Here is a 16,243-nt window from a genome sequence, read left to right on the forward strand (position 1 = left end):
ACCACAAAACAAAAAACAGCGGCCGCCCTGCCAAATACAGGGCGGCCGCTGTTTTTACAGGCTTACGCCAGCTTCTGCTTCAGGATTTCCTGCACCTGCGCCGGGTTGGCCTTGCCTTTGGACGCCTTCATCACCTGCCCGGCCAGCGCGTTGAGCGCCTTTTCCTTACCGGCGCGGAATTCTTCTACCGCTTTCGGGTTGGCGGCCAGCACCTCTTCCACCATCTTCTCGATGGCGCCGGCATCGGACACCTGCTTCAGGCCGTCGCGCTCGATGATGACATCGGCAGACAGCCCGCTGTCCCACATCGCATCAAATACCTGTTTGGCCAGCTTATTGGACAAGGTACCGTCGGCAATGCGCACCAAGAGACCGGACAAGCGTTCGGCATCAATCGGCAGCTCGGCGATGTCCTTGCCTTCGCGGTTGAGGCGCGCGGCAACGTCGCCACCCAGCCAGTTGGCGGCCAGCTTGCCCTGGCCGGAGGCCGTCGCCACCGCCTCGAAATAGGTGGCTAGCGCGCGGCTGCCGGTCAGTACCGCCGCGTCGTACGGGGTGACACCGAAAGCGTCGACAAAGCGCGCCTTCATCTGCGCCGGCAGCTCAGGCATCTCGCTACGAACGCGCGCGATCTGCTCGTCGCTGATGCGCACCGGCAGCAGGTCCGGGTCCGGGAAGTAGCGGTAGTCGTGCGCGTCTTCCTTGCTGCGCATCATGCGCGTTTCGCCGGAATCCGGATCGAACAGCACCGTCGCCTGCTGCACCTTGCCGCCGTCTTCGATGGTTTCGATCTGCCACTGCGTCTCGTACTTGATCGCCTGCTCCAGGAAGCGGAACGAGTTCAGGTTCTTCACCTCGCGGCGGGTGCCGAATTCGGCCTGCCCGAACGGCCGCACCGACACGTTGGCATCGACGCGGAAGCTGCCTTCCTGCATGTTGCCGTCGCAGATGCCCAGCCAGGTCACCAGCGTGTGCAGCGCCTTGGCGTAGGCGACCGCCTCTTCCGCCGAGCGCATGTCCGGCTCGGACACCACCTCCAGCAGCGGCGTGCCGGCGCGGTTGAGGTCGATGCCGGTCATGCCGTGGAAGTCTTCATGCAGCGACTTGCCGGCGTCTTCTTCCATGTGCGCGCGGGTGACGCGGATGGACTTCTCCTCGTCGCCGACCAGGATGTTCAGCTTGCCGTGCTCGACGATCGGCAGCTCCATCTGGCTGATCTGGTAGCCCTTGGGCAGATCGGGGTAGAAGTAGTTTTTGCGGGCGAACACGTTCTTCTGGTTGATGGTGGCGTCCAGCGCCAGGCCGAGGCGGATCGCCTTCTCCACCACCGCCTTGTTCAGTACCGGCAGCACGCCCGGCAGCGCCAGCTCCACCAGCGAGGCCTGGGTGTTCGGTTCGGCGCCGAAAGCGGTGCTGGCGCCGGAGAAAATCTTGGAAACGGTGTTGAGCTGCACGTGCACCTCAAGACCGATAACGACTTCCCATTTCATGTTTGGAAAATCCTTCTTGTTTTAAAGCTTGGCCGCAGACTGCGGCCAACCTTTGTTGATCGCGTAATTACAGGGCCGGGGCCTTGCTGTGCCAGTCGGTCGCCTGCTGGAACTGGTGCGCCACGTTCAGCATCTTGGCTTCGGCAAAGTAGTTGCCGATGATCTGCAGCCCGACCGGGCGGCCGTTGTCGCTGAAGCCGGCCGGCACGCTCATCGCCGGCAGACCGGCGAGGTTCACCGACAGCGTGTAGATGTCGGACAGGTACATCTGCACCGGGTCGCCGGACTTTTCGCCCAGATTGAAGGCGGCGGTCGGCGCCACCGGGCCGAGGATCACGTCGCAGCCGGCAAAGGCGGCCTTGAAGTCGTCGGCGATCAGACGGCGGATCTTCTGCGCCTTGATGTAGTAAGCGTCGTAGTAGCCGTGAGAGAGCACATAGGTGCCGACCATGATGCGGCGCTTCACCTCGCTGCCGAAGCCTTCGGCGCGCGACTTCTCGTACATGTCGACCAGATCCTTGTACTCGCTGGCGCGATGGCCGTAGCGCACGCCATCGAAACGCGACAGGTTGGCCGAGGCTTCCGCCGGCGCGATCACGTAGTAGGCCGGGATCGACAGCTGGGTGTTGGGCAGGCTCACTTCCACCACCTCGGCGCCCAGCTTCTTCAGCTCGGCGACGGCATTGTCGATGATGCGGCCAACGTCGGCGGCGAGGCCGTCGGCGAAGTACTCGCGCGGCAGGCCGACCCGCAGGCCGGCCAGCGGCTTATCCAGCTCACGACTGTAGTCTTCGCGGGCGCGCTCCAGGCTGGTGGAATCGCGCTCGTCGAAGCCGGCGATCACGTTCAGCATCAGCGCGCAGTCTTCGGCGGTCTGCGCCATCACCCCGCCCTGATCCAGCGAGCTGGCGTAGGCGACCATGCCGAAGCGCGACACCACGCCGTAGGTCGGCTTGATGCCGGTCACGCCGCAGTGGCTGGCCGGCTGGCGAATGGAGCCGCCGGTGTCGGTGGCGGTGGCTACCGGCGCCAGCCGCGCGGCGACAGCCGCGGCGGAACCGCCGGAGGAGCCACCTGGAATGGCGTTCAGGTCCCACGGGTTTTTCACCGCGCCGTAGTAGCTGTTCTCGTTGGACGAGCCCATCGCGAACTCGTCCATGTTGGCGCGACCCAGCGTCACCAGGCCGGCGGCACGGCACTGCTCGATCACGTGCGCGTCGTAGGGCGAAATGAAGTTGTCGAGCATCTTCGAGCCGCAGCTGGTCTTCCAGCCCTGCTGGCAGAAGATGTCCTTGTGCGCGATCGGCGCCCCGGTCAGCAGCCCGGCGGTACCGGCGGCACGGCGCGCGTCGGCGGCGGCGGCCTCGAGCAGGGTCTTGTCGCGGTCAACGGTGATGAAGGCATTGAGCTGCGGGTTGAGCGCGTCGATGCGCTGCAGGTATTCGGTGGCCAGCTCGACGGCAGAAACCTGCTTGTCGGCCAGCTGTTGCGACAATTGTTTTAGCGTAGCGTGAATCATCGTGTAGAGAGCTTCCGTAGAGAAGGCCCGCCTCGGTGGCAGGGCAGATGCGGCAAAGGTTGGCCGCAGCGGCTTATTCGATGACTTTCGGCACCAGGAACAGGCCTTTTTCCACCTGCGGCGCCACCGCCTGGCACGCCTCGCGCCGGTTCGGCTCGGTGACAACGTCTTCGCGCAGGCGCAGCGATACATCCTGCGGGTGCGCCATCGGCTCGATGCCGTCGGTATTGACCGCCTGCATCTGCTCGATCAGGCCGAGAATACTGTTCAACTGGCGGTTTACCGCGTCGATTTCGGCGTCTGTTACCGCGATGCGGGACAGGCGCGCAATACGTGCAACATCCTGATGGCTCAACGACATGGCGTCCTCGTCAAAATCTTTAATATTTCAAGCGTTGTAGGGTATCATAATTGGTTACATTAGCCCAAGAACCAAGGGGCCAGACCTGCTTGGCAACCGGGACCGCTGCGGACAGTGAATCTTTACCTGTCCGCCCTGTCCCAAACACGATTTAATTACGCGTGCCGTCGTTTTCGATAAGGCAACGTTCAAAAAACATTTCAGGACCGACCCCCATGCTCCGCTCGCTCACCGGATACTTCTCCAATGACTTGGCTATCGACCTCGGTACTGCCAACACCCTGATCTACATGCGCAACAAGGGCATCGTGCTGGACGAACCGTCGGTGGTCGCCATTCACAACGATATCCCCAGCAACAAGAAATCGATCCTGGCCGTCGGCCTCGAAGCCAAGAAAATGCTGGGGCGCACCCCGGGCAGCATCCAGGCCATCCGCCCGATGAAGGACGGCGTGATCGCCGACTTCACCGTCACCGAGCAGATGCTGAAGCAGTTCATCAAGAAGGTCACCCCCAACCGCTTCTTCGCCGCCAGCCCGCGCATCGTGATCTGCGTGCCGTGCGGCTCGACCCAGGTCGAGCGCCGCGCGATCAAGGACTCGGCGCTAGCCGCCGGTGCCCGCCGCGTCGAGCTGATCGAGGAAACCATGGCCGCCGCCATCGGCGCCGGCCTGCCGGTGGAAGAGCCGACCGGCTCGATGGTGGTCGACATCGGCGGCGGCACCACCGAAGTCGGCGTGATCTCGCTGGGCGGTGTGGTGTACTCCAATTCGGTACGCGTCGGCGGCGACAAGTTTGATGAAGCCATCATCAACTACATCCGTCGCAACTACGGCATGCTGATCGGCGAAGCCACCGCCGAAGAAATCAAGAAAACCATCGGTTCCGCCTTCCCCGGCGCCGAAGTGAAGGAAATGGAAGTCAAGGGCCGCAACCTGGCCGAGGGCATCCCGCGCGCCTTTACCGTGTCCAGCAACGAGATCCTGGAAGCGCTGACCGAGCCGCTGAACCAGATCGTGTCGGCGGTGAAGATCGCGCTGGAACAGACCCCGCCGGAACTAGGCGCCGACATCGCCGACAAGGGCATGGTGCTGACCGGTGGCGGCGCGCTGCTGAAAGACATCGACCGCCTGCTGGCCGAGGAAACCGGCCTGCCGGTGTTCATCGCCGAAGAGCCACTGACCTGCGTGGTACGCGGCTCCGGCAAGTCGCTGGAAAAAATGGACAAGGTCGGCACCATTTTCACCAGCGTTCCCTGATTTCCTGACCAGACGTCACCTCGCAAGAGGTGACGTTGTGCTGCATGAACTTTGCCAACACTCCCAGCTTTGCCAACCAGGGCCTGCAGCCCGGCGGCCGCCTGTTCCTGTGCGTGCTCACCTCGCTGGCGCTGCTGATCGGCGACAGCCAGTACGGCCTGATGGAAAAGGCGCGCGACGCCATTTCCGTGGTGCTTTACCCGTTGCAGCGTGCGGCCAACGTGCCGCTCAACCTCACCATGCAGGTCGGCGACTTCTTTACCGCGCAGGCAGCACTGAAGCGCGAGAACGACGCGCTGCGCGAACGCGACCTGATCCAGTCCTCGCACCTGATGCGCATGTCATCGCTGGAGAAGGAGCTGCAGCAGCTGCGCCAGCTCAATGCGCTGGCGGCACAGCCGTCGCATGCCGGCGTGGTGGCCGAGGTGCTGTACACCGGGCGCGATCCGTTTTCCTATCGCCTGATCATCGACAAGGGCAGCAGCAGCGGCATCGCCAGCGGCCAGGCGGTGATCGACGAGAACGGCCTCATCGGCCAGGTAACCCGCGTGCAACCGCTGAGCGCCGAGGTCACCCAGGTGATCAACCGCCACTACATCGTGCCGGTAATGATCGAGCGTACCGGCCATCGCGCGCTGCTGTACGGCTTTGGCGGCGGCGTGGAAGTGCGCTACCTGCCGATCAGCACCGACATCCGCGACAATGACCTGCTGGTCACCTCCGGCGTCGACGGCGTCTACCTGCAGGGCATTCCGGTGGCGCGGGTGAAACAGATCGACCGCCTTGGCGGCGCCGCCTTTGCCCGCGTGCGCAGCGAGGTGATCGCCGGCGTGCAGTCCAGCCGCTTCGTGGTGATCATGCCCAACCGCCGCCTGCCGGCCGCGCCGCCGGTAGTACCGCCGGCCGACGCCGCCAAGACCGACAAGAAATCGCCATGATGCGTGATGCCCTCCACCCCGGCAGCGGCCGTGTCCAGCTGCGCCATTGCCGTCAGTCCCGACCATCATGAACTACGATCGCCCGCAAGAACTGCTCAAGCCGGTCAAGCGCCGCTTCATCACGCTGACCTTCGTCGTCGCGCTGGCGCTGGAGCTGCTGCCCTTGCCGCAAGGCTCCAACCGCTGGCTGCCCGACTTCGTCGCACTGCTGATCCTGTACTGGAGCGTGAACCAGCCACGGCGCATCGGCATCGGCATGGCCTTCGGCATCGGCCTCTTGGCCGACGTGGTGTCGACCAGCATGTTCGGCCAGCACGCGCTGGCCTACTCCGTCGGAGCCTACCTGATCCTGCTGCGCCAGCAGCAGCTGGTGATGTTCAACCTTGGCCAGCAGACGCTGGTGATCCTGGTGCTGATGATGCTGATCCAGCTGCTGATGGCGGTCGCGCGCTGGAGCGTCGGCGCCTCGCTGCCCGGCCTCGGCTATTTCCTGCCGGCCCTGATCGGCGCCCTGCTGTGGCCGCTGCTGACCAAGCTGATGCTGCTGCCCTACCGTAGCGAACGGCACTAAGCGCCATGAAGCAAGCCGCACGCCTCAAAGACCCGCACACCGAAGAACGCCAGCTGTACTGGCGGCTGCTGGTCGCCTACCTGTTCATGGTGCTGATGCTGTTGCTGCTGGTGGCGCGTTTCGTCTGGCTGCAGGTGTTCCAGTACGAACACTTCGCCACCCTCGCCCAGAACAACAGCATCTCGCTGGTGCCGGTACAGCCCAACCGCGGCCTGATCGTCGACCGCAACGGCATTGAGCTGGCGCGCAACTACGCCTCCTACACCCTGGAGCTGACCCCGGACAAGATCGACAACCTCGACGCCACCATCAAGGCCCTGGGCCAGGTGGTGCCGATCACGCCGCGCGACCTGAAGCGCTTCCAGAAATTCCTGTCGGAATCGAAGGACTTCGAGCCGGTGCCGCTACGACTGAAGATGGACGACGTCGAGGCGGCACGGCTGGCGGCCAACCTGTGGCGCTTCCCCGGCGTCGAGGTCAAGGCGCGGCTGTACCGTGACTACCCGTACAAGGAGCTGACCAGCCACGTGCTCGGCTACATCGGCCGCATCGGCCCACGCGAGAAGGATCGCCTCGCCGCGGACGAGAAGACCGCCAACTACCGCGGCGCCACCCACATCGGCAAGCTGGGGCTGGAGGCGGTGTACGAGGACGACCTGCACGGCCAGAACGGCTTCGAGGAAATCGAGACCGACTCCGCCGGCCGCGCGGTGCGCTCGCTGCGCCGCACCGCGCCGGTACACGGCAACACCCTGCAACTGGCGCTGGACATCCATCTGCAGGATGTCGCCGACAAGCTGTTCGGCGCCCGCCGCGGCGCGCTGGTCGCCATCGACCCGGGCAGCGGCGGCGTGCTGGCGCTGCTGTCAAAGCCCAGCTTCGATCCCAACCTGTTCATCGACGGCATCGACAGCCAGAGCTGGCAGAGCCTGAACGAAGACTGGCAGCGGCCGCTGATCAACCGCGCCATCCGCGGCATGTATCCGCCCGGCTCCACCTTCAAGCCGTTCATGGGCATGGCGGCGCTGGAAGCCGGCGCCATCACCCCGAGCGAGATCCGCCCGGCGCCGGGTTACTTCACCCTGCCCGGCTCCAGTCACCAGTTCCGCGACTCCAACCCGCGCGGCAACGGCTCCGCCAACCTGGCCAAGGCCATCGCGGTGTCCAGCGACACCTTCTTCTACAAGCTGGCGTGGGACATGGGCATCGACCGCATTCACCCGCTGCTGGCGCAGTTCGGCCTCGGCAGCCGCACCGGCATCGACCTCGACGGCGAGGCGGTCGGCGTGCTGCCGTCCAAGGAGTGGAAGGCGCGCCGCTTTGCCGGCACGCGCTATCGCGACGAGCACCGCCGCTGGCTGCCGGCCGACGTGGTCAGCATCGGCATCGGCCAGGGCTTCAACACCTACACCCCGCTGCAGATGGCCAATGCCACCGCGATCCTGGCCAACGACGGCAAGGCCTTCCATCCGCACCTGGTGCAGAAGGTCACCGACGCGCGCAACGGCAAGACGCGCCTGATCGAGGCGGCGCCGTACAGGCAGCTGCCGTTCAAGCAGCCGCACTACGACTACATCAAGCAGGGCATGCGCGCGGTGATGCAGCCCGGCGGCACAGGCTGGCGCCTCGGCCAGGGCCTGCAGTACTCGATGGCCGGCAAGACCGGCACCGCGCAGGTGGTGCAGATCAAGCAGGGCGCCAAGTACAACGCCGGCGCACTGGCCGAGCAGCACCGCGACCACTCCTGGTTCATCGCCTTCGCCCCGGTGGAGCAGCCGAAGATCGCGGTGGCGGTGATCGTGGAAAACGCCGGCTTCGGCGCCACCGCCGCGGCGCCGATCGCGCGCGCGCTGTTCGACTACTACCTGACCGGCAAGCTGCCCGACGACATCCGCGGCCAGCTGGAAACCTTCCCGCCCTCGGCAACAGGAAAGCAAGATGCAAGTGTCGCTCGCTAAGCGCCTCACCCACGCCATCATGGACCCGCTCGACGGCTGGCTGCTGGCGCTGCTCGCCGGCGTGTTCGTGCTGAGCATGATCGCGCTGTTTTCCGCCTCCAACCAGAGCTGGGCCAAGATCGACAACAAGCTGGTCTACACCGCGCTGTCGCTGCTCATCATGTGGCTGCTGGCGCGGCTGAGTCCGCAGACGGTGATGCATCTGGCGCTGCCGCTGTATGCTGCCGGCGTGCTGCTGCTGGTCGGCGTCGAGCTGTTCGGCATCACCGTCAACGGCTCCACCCGCTGGCTAAACGTCGGCATCGGCCGCATCCAGCCGTCCGAAATCATGAAGATCGCGCTGCCGATGATGCTGGCGTGGTACTTCCAGAAATACGAAACCACCCTCAACTGGCGCCACTACGTGGTGGCGGCGGTGCTGATCGTGATCCCCGGCCTGCTGATCCTGAAGCAGCCCGACCTCGGCACCGCCACGCTGGTGATGGGCGCCGGCTTCTTTGCGCTGTTCTTTGCCGGGCTGTCCTGGAAGATCATCATCGGCGGCGGCGTCGCCTTCCTCGCCAGCCTGCCGGTGGTGTGGAACCTGATGCACGACTACCAGCGCAAGCGGGTGCTGACCCTGATCGACCCGATGGAAGATCCGCTCGGCGCCGGCTACCACATCATCCAGTCGATGATCGCCATCGGCTCCGGCGGGGTGTGGGGCAAGGGCTGGCTGGCCGGCAGCCAGACCCACCTCGACTACATCCCCGAGCGCACCACTGACTTCATCTTCGCCGTGTACTCCGAGGAGTTCGGCCTCGCCGGCAACCTGCTGCTGCTGGCGCTATACCTCGGCATCATCAGCCGCTGCCTGCTGATCACCGCGCGCGCGCCGACGCTGTACGGCCGGCTGCTGGCCGGTGCCATCACGCTGTCGTTCTTCGTCTACGTGTTCGTCAACATGGGCATGGTCGCCGGCATCCTGCCGGTGGTCGGTGTGCCGCTGCCATTCATGTCCTACGGCGGTACCGCCACCGTGTCGCTGGCCATTGGCCTCGGCATGCTGATGGGCATCGGCAAGCTGCAGCGCCGCTAGCACGCGGCACAAGGTTGGCCGCAAGCCGGCCATCCGGCCTAGACCATGCGGCCGATGGCGCGCCCGCCGCCGGCGCGCTAGGCTGGACGCCATGAAACCCGATCCCTCGCTGCCCTTGGTCTACGCCTGCTCCGGCTGCTCCAGCGCCGCGCAGCTGGCCAACCACTTCGCGCTGCGCCTCACCCGCGCCGGTCACGCCGAGATGTCCTGCATCGCCGGCGTCGGCGGCCAGGTGCCGACGCTGCTGCGACTGGCGCGCAGCGGCCGCCGCATCCTGGCGCTGGACGGCTGTCCGCTGCGCTGCGTGCAGGGCTGCCTGCAGCAGGCCGGACTGCAGGCCGATCTGAGCATCGAGCTGTCCGACCACGGCGTGATCAAGCGCAAGCACGCCGATTTCGACAACGCCGACGCCGAGCGGCTGTGGCCGCAGCTGGTAGCGGCGGCGCAGGCGCTGCAACCGCCACGGTAAGGCGGTAGCAACTGCCAGCATGCGATGCCAGCGGTCGCGGCCATTCCGCGCCGCTACCGGTCAGATTACATCGGCTAGAAGATGAAAAAGCGGCCATTCTCAACGGCCGCCACCAGTGCCGCCGCGGCGGCGGCCCACCTCACAGCAGCCAGCGCCACAGGCCGTACACCACGAAACCGCTGACAATCGCCGCCAGCGTGTGGCGGCTGAAGAAGGCCACCGCCGCCGCGGCCACGGTGCCGGGCAGGTAGGCATTGCCCGGCGACAGGTCGATGGCCCCCTGCGGCGCCAGCGCCATCGGCACGATCAGCGCGGTCAGCACCGCCGCCGGCACGTAGTGCAGCGCGCGCGACAGCCAGGCCGGGAAGCTCAGCTTGTGGCCGAACACCAGAAAACTCAGCCGGATGCCGTAGGTGACCACGATCATGCCGGCAATGGTCAGCAACAGTTGCAGGCTCATGCCGTCTCCTTCATCTCTGGCTTGCCGCCAGTCGCCAGCCGCTCGGCCAGCACGCCGCCGGCCACCCCGGCCAGCGCCGCCAGCATCAGCCCCAGCTTGAACGGCAGCTCGCGCGCCAGCAGCGCCACCACCCCGGCCAGCAGCGCCGCCACCAGCACCGGCCGCTTTTTCAGCTGCGGCGCGACGATGGCGGCAAAGGTGGCCACCATCGCGAAATCCAGCCCCAGATCGGCGAGGCCCGGCACGCTCTGCCCCAGCAGCACGCCGATCACCGTCCACAGCTGCCAGTTGCCGTACATCGCCAGCGACGAGCCCAGCCAGTACCAGGCGCCGTCGAACTCGTTGTCCTGCTGTCGCAGCTGGTGCTCGACCACGGCGAAGGTCTCGTCGGTGAGCCAGAACGCCAGCGACCAGCGCCAGCGCGCCGGCAGGTGGCGGGCGTAGGGCAGCAAGGTGGCGCTGTACAGTGCGTGGCGCAGGTTGACGACAAAGGTGGTCAGCCAGATCACCGGCAGCGCGGTGCCGCTGCTGATCAGGCTGACGGCGATGAACTGCGACGAGCCGGCGAATACCAGCGCCGACAGCGCCAGCGTCGCCCACGCCGGAATGCCGCTGGCGATCGCCAGCGTGCCGAAGATGACGCCGAACGGCGCGGCGCCGACCAGCATCGGCAGCGAATCGCGGGCACCGGCCAGCAGCGGGGGAAGTCGTTGCGACATGCTTGCTCCACAGCAAAAGGTTGGCCGCATTGTAGGCCGCCGCCGCCGGCGCCGTCTTGAACGATCTTGCGCCGGCTAGCGGCGTACCGCGCGCTGGTACGCCGCCGGCGTCACCCCCAGCGCGGCGCGGAAGGCGCGCGTCAGGTGCGGCTGGTCGGCAAAGCCCAGCTGCGCCGCCACCTGGCCGGGGGCCACGCCCTGCGCCAGCAGCTGGCGCGCACGCGCCACGCGCAGCTGGTTGCGCCACGCCACCGGCGGCAAGCCGAATTCGGCGCGGAAGCTGCGGTTGAGATGCCACGGCGACAGGCCGGCGCTGTCGGCCAGCTGCTGCAGCGACAGGTTGTCGGCGAGGCGGTCGGCCAGCAACGCGCGCACCTGCTGCAGTCGCGGCTGGTCGCGCGCCAGTAGCTGCTCACGCACGCCCATGTGCCGCTGCAGCACGTCGGCAAACACCGCGTACAGCGCGCTCTCGCGCTGCAGCCGGTCGTGGCACTGCGCCAGCAGTGGCTGCAGCAGCGCCAGCCGCCGCGCCAGATCGAGGTCGTAGATCACCGTCTGGCGGAAGAACGGCTCCACCGGGCGTCCGGCCAGCTGGCTGGCGAGGCCGCAGATCAGTGTCGCCGACGGGTAGAAACCGCGATAGCCCCAGCCGGCGGCATCGGCCGATTCGCCGGTGTGCACCTCGCCGGGATTGATCAGCACCAGCGCGCCGACGCCGGCGACGTGCGAGCTGCCGTGGTAGCGGTAGGACTGCGCGCCCAGCGTCAGCGCGTTGACCACGTACTCCTCGTGAAAGTGCGGGGTGAACACCTGCCGGGTGTAGAACGCGTCCAGACACTCCAGCGGCGCGATGTCGTCGGCGCGGAAGTAGCGGGCGTATTCGGCAGGAACGGCGGACATGGTAGCGGCTCGGCAGGGGACGGCCCCATTCTGGCACAGCCGCGGCGGCGGGGGCTTGAACGATCTTGCGGCCAACCCTGCCGCCGGCCGCTTACGAGCCGGCCATGAAGGTACGGATGCCGGAGCCGATGAACTGCACCCCGACGCAGATCAGCAAGAAGCCCATCAGCCGGCCCAGCACCTCGGTGCCGGCGCGGCCCATGCGCGCCGCGATCAGCGTCGACGAGCGCAGCACCAGCCAGGTCACCAGCGCGGTGCTGACGATGGCGAGCATGGTCATGCCGAAGGCAAGCAGCTTCTCGGTGCGGCTGTGCAGTTCGGCAATCTCGGTGGCGATGCCGATCACCACCGCGATGGTGCCGGGGCCGCTGATGCCCGGCATCGCCAGCGGGAAGAAGGAATAGTCCTCGCGGCGGTTGGTCTTCGGCGCCATGCCCGGATCCTGCGACAGGAACAGCATGCGGTAGCCCAGCACCGCCACCACGAAGCCGCCGGCGATACGCAGCGCGCCGAAGGAAATGCCGAACGCGGCCAGGATCAGGTTGCCGGCCAGCAGGCACACCAGCATGATCGCGGCGGCGTAGACGCAGGCCATGCGCGCCTGCTGCGCGCGACGCAGCTCGCTCATGCCCTGCGTCAGCGACACGAACAGTGGGATCTTGGACAGCGGATTGGTGATCACCAGCAGGCTCACCAGCCCGCCAAACAGGAACTGCAGATACAGGGTCTTGAACATCGCTTTTCTTGATCTGGAAATAAGGATCTGGAAACAGGGCCACCTGCCGCCACAAGCAGCGGCAGCAGCAGCGCGGGCGGGCATTGTAGCCAGCCACCGCCGTGGGCGAAACCGGCGGCCCGGCAACGGCCAGCCGCCGGCTGATCGCGCCCGCGCTGCGACATTATGCCGCAGCTGGCGGCGGGGGCTGCATGCTATGCTCGTCACCACTGCCACCTGTCCCCATACACCATGAAAAAAATCGCCCTTGCCGCGCTCGCCGGCCTGCTGTCGCTACCCGCCCTTGCCCATGACTACAGCGTCGGCGCGCTGAAGATTGACCACCCCTACAGCCGCGCGATGCCGGCCAGCAGCCCGACCGCGGCGGTGTTCATGACCATCAGCAACAGCGGTGGCGCCGACCGGCTGCTGGCTGCCAGCACACCGCAGGCGGCGCGCGCCGAGCTGCACCAGCACCTCAACGACAACGGCGTGATGCGCATGCGCGAGGTCAGCGGCGGCATCGAGCTGCCGGCCGCCGGCCAGGTGAAGCTGGCCCCCGGCGGCCTGCACCTGATGCTGCTGCAGGTACCGAAACAGGCGGTCAGCGGCGACCGTTTCCCGCTGCAGCTGCAATTTGAAAAGGCCGGCAAGGTCACCGTGGAAGTGAAAGTGGAAAGCGGCATGGCGCCCGTCCATCCCGCCGGCCACTAAGCTCCCCACTCCCGCCCGGCACCACGCCGGGCGGCATCCGGCCAGCGCCCCGTTACGGCCAACGTTGGCCGCAAGCCCCGCCCCGGCCGCAACTATTCACAAACCGCCGCTTCGCCAACGACATAATCGTTTTTCATATTATTTCTCCGCTACACTCGAGCAACGACTCTAGCCTGCGGAAGAACACCATGAAAATATCGCAACGCCTAGGCCTGCTGATCGCACTGGCCATCGGCGGCCTGCTGATCCTCGCCGTCACCAGCTTCCTGCAGCTCAACCGCGTCTACACCGAGCTGGAAAACATCAGCGACAACGTGATGCCGAGCATGCAAACCCTGGCCGCCTTCGACAGCGCGCTGCTGGAACAGCGCAACTCGCTGCTGGCGCACATCCTCAGCAGTGACGACAGCAAGATGGGCGAGATCGCGCAGTCCTTCGCCGAGCACGGCCAGCATGCCGCCGCCGCGCTGGACAAGTACGCGCCGATGATCGTCAACGAGCAGGACCGCGACTACCACGGCAAGCTGAAGGAGGGTCTCGCCGAGCTGGGCCGCGTCTACGCGCCGATCCTCGACGCCTCGCGCAGCAACCGCAAGGAAGAGGCGCAGGTGATGGCCAACAGTGCGCGGGTGATTTTCCAGCGCATCAACGGCATCTCCAAGCAGCACACCCAGTTCAACCAGCAGCTGGCCGATAGCGCCAAGCAGCACGCCATCGACGTCAACCAGCAGGCGAAGCTGATTGCCGCCACGGTGGCCGCGGTCGCCATCCTGCTGCTCTGTTTCAGCGGCTGGCGCACCTACCGCCAGGTGGTGGGCAGCGTCAGCCGCGCGCAGCAGAGCATCCGCCAGCTGGCCGAGACGCTGGATTTCACCACCCGCTGCGAGGTGCAGGGCAAGGATGAGATCGCCCTGATGCTGGGCGCCTTCAACCAGCTGATCGCCAAGATGCAGGATAGCTTGCGCACCATGATCACCGCCGCGCGCGACGTGTCGCAGTCGGCCACCGAGCTGGCCGGCTCCGCCAGGCAGGTCGCCGCCGGCTCCTCCGCGCAGAGCGAATCCGCCGCCACCATGGCGGCGGCGCTGGAACAGATCACCGTCAGCATCAACCATGTCGCCGACCGCGCCATCGAGGCTAACCACCTGGCGCAGGACACCGGCGCGCGCGCGCAGCAGGGCGAGCAGGTGATCGGCGACACTACCCAGTCGATCGAGAGCATCGCCGGCGCCGTGGACAGCGCCTCCAGCGAGATGGCGCAACTGGTGGCACGCACCCGCGACATCGCCACCGTGGTCAGCGTGATCAAGGACGTCGCCGAGCAGACCAACCTGCTGGCGCTGAACGCGGCGATCGAGGCCGCCCGTGCCGGCGAGACCGGGCGCGGCTTTGCCGTGGTCGCCGACGAGGTGCGCAAGCTGGCCGAGCGCACCGCGCTGTCGACACAGGAGATCGCGCAGATCATCAACGCGATCCAGAGCGTGTCCGGCTCCGCTGCCGAGCGGATGCAGGGCGCGGTCCACAACGTGGCAAACGGCGTCGGCGAAGCGGCCAAGGCGCGCAGCACCATGCAGTCGATTTCCGATGTCGCCGGCCAGAGCCGGCATCTGGTCGGCGAGATCAGCAGCGCCATCCGCGAGCAGGGCAGCGCCGCCAACAGCATCGCGCAGCAGGTGGAAACCGTGGCGCAGATGGCGGAGGAGAATTCCGCCGCCGCCGGCCACGTCACCGAGCTGGCCAACCGCCTGCAGGGCCTGTCGCAGGGCATGGAACAGGAAGTGTCGGTGTACCGCGTCTGAGCCGGTAGCGCCCACGCAAAAGGGCCGCCCGGTGGGCGGCCCTGCTCATGACCGGCGCGACGCTTACTGGCCTTGCTGCATCAGGCGGCGGGTGGCCAGCGCGGTGTCGGTGTAGTCGGTGAACACGCCGTCCACGCCGGCGGCAAAGTACAGGCGGTACTCTTCCGCCGGCTTGTCCATGAAGTTGGCCGCTAGGTGCTTGGCCTCGTTGCGGAAGGTGTAGGGGTGCACCACCAGCCCCAGCTTGTGTGCGTCGCGGATCACGCTGCTGGGCTCCAACAGCGTCATGTCGCGCTGGTCGACCACCTTGTCGCCGTTGACGTCCACCGCCTTGCCGGCCTTGTCGGTCATCGCCTGCCAGCTGATCAGGTACGGCTTCCACGGGCCGATGCCGTCGGCGAAGCGACGGACCTCCTTCAGCCCGGCCGGGGTCAGCATGTCGGCGTAGGTGCGCGCGTCGCCGGCCACCACGTGGTCATAGGGGCGGATCGTGTCGATGCTGCCATCGGCCCGCACGTCGTTGGCGTCCAGCAGGTACACCAGCTTGTTCGGGGTCAGCTTGCGCAGCGTCTTGAGGTTGGCCGCCTCGAACGACTGGATGAATACCGGCGCCGCCTTGCGGTTCAGCCGGTACTTGGCCAGTGCCGCCACCAGCGGCTGCTCCAGCGCCAGGCCCTGCTGCTGGTGCCAGGTCGGGTGCTTGGTTTCCGGATAGATGCCGATCTCGCGGCCCAGCGTCTGCGATTGCTGTGCGCGCAGCGCCAGCACCTCGTCGAAGGTCGGGATCAGGAACTGGCCGTCAAACGCCTTGCTGCGGTCGGCGCGTGGCTGCACCGCGCGCAGGGTCTTGATCTCGGCGAGGGTGAAGTCGCTGGCAAACCAGCCCTCTTCCTCGACGCCGTCCACCTTCAGCGTGCGCTTGCGCGCGGCGAATTCCGGATGCAGGGCGACGTCGGTGGTGTCCTTCAGGTTCGGCTCGTGGCGCGCGATCAGCACGCCGTCCTTGGTGCTGACCAGATCCGGCTCGATATAATCCGCGCCCAGCTCGATCACCTTCGCGTATCCTTCCAGGGTATGGTCCGGCAGGTAGCCGGACGCGCCGCGGTGCGCCACCACCAGCGGCGGCTTGCCGTCCAGCGTCGGGAACGGGGATGGGCCGGCGGCCAGCACGGGCCCCGACAGCAGGATGGCCAGCAACGGCAGGCGCAAAGGCATGGTCTTCATTGGGTACACTCCCTGAACAGCGTCAATGTGAAATCGCTGCCGCAGCGTGACAGAACAACATGACATTTT

16 protein-coding genes are annotated in these 16,243 nt (G+C 66.5%); 8 read left to right on the forward strand and 8 right to left on the reverse strand.

Features of this window, described 5'->3' with window-relative positions; translation table 11 throughout:
* Positions 1–62 precede the first annotated feature (62 nt).
* The 3 genes from gatB to gatC all read right to left on the reverse strand — a co-directional run bounded on the left by gatB (position 63) and on the right by gatC (position 3,370).
* Entirely contained in the window at positions 63–1,490 is a 1,428-nt protein-coding gene (gene gatB / locus PQU89_RS08750; RefSeq protein WP_272765475.1) for an Asp-tRNA(Asn)/Glu-tRNA(Gln) amidotransferase subunit GatB, read from the reverse strand.
* Between the two features lie 67 nt (positions 1,491–1,557).
* Positions 1,558–3,009 (reverse strand): Asp-tRNA(Asn)/Glu-tRNA(Gln) amidotransferase subunit GatA, encoded by a 1,452-nt coding sequence (gene gatA, locus PQU89_RS08755; RefSeq protein ID WP_272765476.1) that lies wholly within the window; start codon positions 3,007–3,009, stop codon positions 1,558–1,560.
* 73 nt (positions 3,010–3,082) lie between these two features.
* Positions 3,083–3,370, reverse strand: coding sequence for an Asp-tRNA(Asn)/Glu-tRNA(Gln) amidotransferase subunit GatC (gatC, locus tag PQU89_RS08760; RefSeq protein ID WP_047965920.1), 288 nt, complete (start codon positions 3,368–3,370; stop codon positions 3,083–3,085).
* A gap of 215 nt (positions 3,371–3,585) precedes the next feature.
* Here gatC and PQU89_RS08765 point away from each other — a divergent pair, with 215 nt between their 5' ends.
* From PQU89_RS08765 to PQU89_RS08790, 6 genes are all read left to right on the forward strand, one after another.
* On the forward strand, positions 3,586–4,629 hold the full coding sequence (locus tag PQU89_RS08765) for a rod shape-determining protein (RefSeq protein WP_255908014.1): 1,044 nt from the start codon (positions 3,586–3,588) through the stop codon (positions 4,627–4,629).
* Between the two features lie 44 nt (positions 4,630–4,673).
* Complete coding sequence (gene mreC, locus PQU89_RS08770; protein ID WP_272765477.1) at positions 4,674–5,567, forward strand: rod shape-determining protein MreC; 894 nt, start codon at positions 4,674–4,676, stop codon at positions 5,565–5,567.
* Between the two features lie 67 nt (positions 5,568–5,634).
* Positions 5,635–6,138: a rod shape-determining protein MreD gene (mreD, locus tag PQU89_RS08775; protein ID WP_047965917.1), complete on the forward strand. Its 504-nt coding sequence runs from the start codon at positions 5,635–5,637 to the stop codon at positions 6,136–6,138.
* Positions 6,139–6,143: 5 nt separating this feature from the next.
* Positions 6,144–8,096, forward strand: a complete 1,953-nt coding sequence (mrdA, locus tag PQU89_RS08780) for a penicillin-binding protein 2 (protein WP_272765478.1) — start codon at positions 6,144–6,146, stop codon at positions 8,094–8,096.
* Positions 8,077–9,174, forward strand: coding sequence for a rod shape-determining protein RodA (gene rodA, locus PQU89_RS08785; protein ID WP_272765479.1), 1,098 nt, complete (start codon positions 8,077–8,079; stop codon positions 9,172–9,174). The genes mrdA and rodA overlap by 20 nt, the downstream gene beginning before the upstream one ends.
* A gap of 91 nt (positions 9,175–9,265) precedes the next feature.
* Complete coding sequence (locus tag PQU89_RS08790) at positions 9,266–9,643, forward strand: putative zinc-binding protein (RefSeq protein WP_272765480.1); 378 nt, start codon at positions 9,266–9,268, stop codon at positions 9,641–9,643.
* 139 nt (positions 9,644–9,782) lie between these two features.
* On the opposite strand, the gene PQU89_RS08795 is transcribed toward PQU89_RS08790, so the two are convergent.
* The 4 genes from PQU89_RS08795 to PQU89_RS08810 all read right to left on the reverse strand — a co-directional run bounded on the left by PQU89_RS08795 (position 9,783) and on the right by PQU89_RS08810 (position 12,458).
* Positions 9,783–10,103 carry an AzlD domain-containing protein gene (locus PQU89_RS08795; protein WP_272765481.1) on the reverse strand — a complete coding sequence of 107 codons (321 nt, stop codon included), beginning with the start codon at positions 10,101–10,103 and terminating at the stop codon, positions 9,783–9,785.
* Positions 10,100–10,822: an AzlC family ABC transporter permease gene (locus PQU89_RS08800; protein ID WP_272765482.1), complete on the reverse strand. Its 723-nt coding sequence runs from the start codon at positions 10,820–10,822 to the stop codon at positions 10,100–10,102. The genes PQU89_RS08795 and PQU89_RS08800 overlap by 4 nt, the downstream gene beginning before the upstream one ends.
* 75 nt (positions 10,823–10,897) lie before the next feature.
* The gene (locus PQU89_RS08805) at positions 10,898–11,722 is read right to left on the reverse strand and encodes an AraC family transcriptional regulator (RefSeq protein ID WP_272765483.1); all 825 of its coding nucleotides are present in this window, start codon (positions 11,720–11,722) and stop codon (positions 10,898–10,900) included.
* A gap of 91 nt (positions 11,723–11,813) precedes the next feature.
* Complete coding sequence (locus PQU89_RS08810) at positions 11,814–12,458, reverse strand: MarC family NAAT transporter (protein WP_047965910.1); 645 nt, start codon at positions 12,456–12,458, stop codon at positions 11,814–11,816.
* A 231-nt stretch (positions 12,459–12,689) separates the two neighbouring features.
* On the opposite strand from PQU89_RS08810, the gene PQU89_RS08815 reads away from it, so the two are divergent.
* Entirely contained in the window at positions 12,690–13,151 is a 462-nt protein-coding gene (locus PQU89_RS08815; protein ID WP_272765484.1) for a copper chaperone PCu(A)C, read from the forward strand.
* A 188-nt stretch (positions 13,152–13,339) separates the two neighbouring features.
* Positions 13,340–14,950, forward strand: coding sequence for a methyl-accepting chemotaxis protein (locus PQU89_RS08820; RefSeq protein ID WP_272765485.1), 1,611 nt, complete (start codon positions 13,340–13,342; stop codon positions 14,948–14,950).
* 63 nt (positions 14,951–15,013) lie between these two features.
* Here PQU89_RS08820 and PQU89_RS08825 read toward each other — a convergent pair whose 3' ends face one another.
* The gene (locus PQU89_RS08825) at positions 15,014–16,174 is read right to left on the reverse strand and encodes a glycerophosphodiester phosphodiesterase (RefSeq protein ID WP_272765486.1); all 1,161 of its coding nucleotides are present in this window, start codon (positions 16,172–16,174) and stop codon (positions 15,014–15,016) included.
* Positions 16,175–16,243 lie beyond the last annotated feature (69 nt).

This window comes from Vogesella indigofera, from assembly GCF_028548395.1.
GTDB classification, from domain to species: Bacteria; Pseudomonadota; Gammaproteobacteria; order Burkholderiales; family Chromobacteriaceae; genus Vogesella; species Vogesella indigofera_A.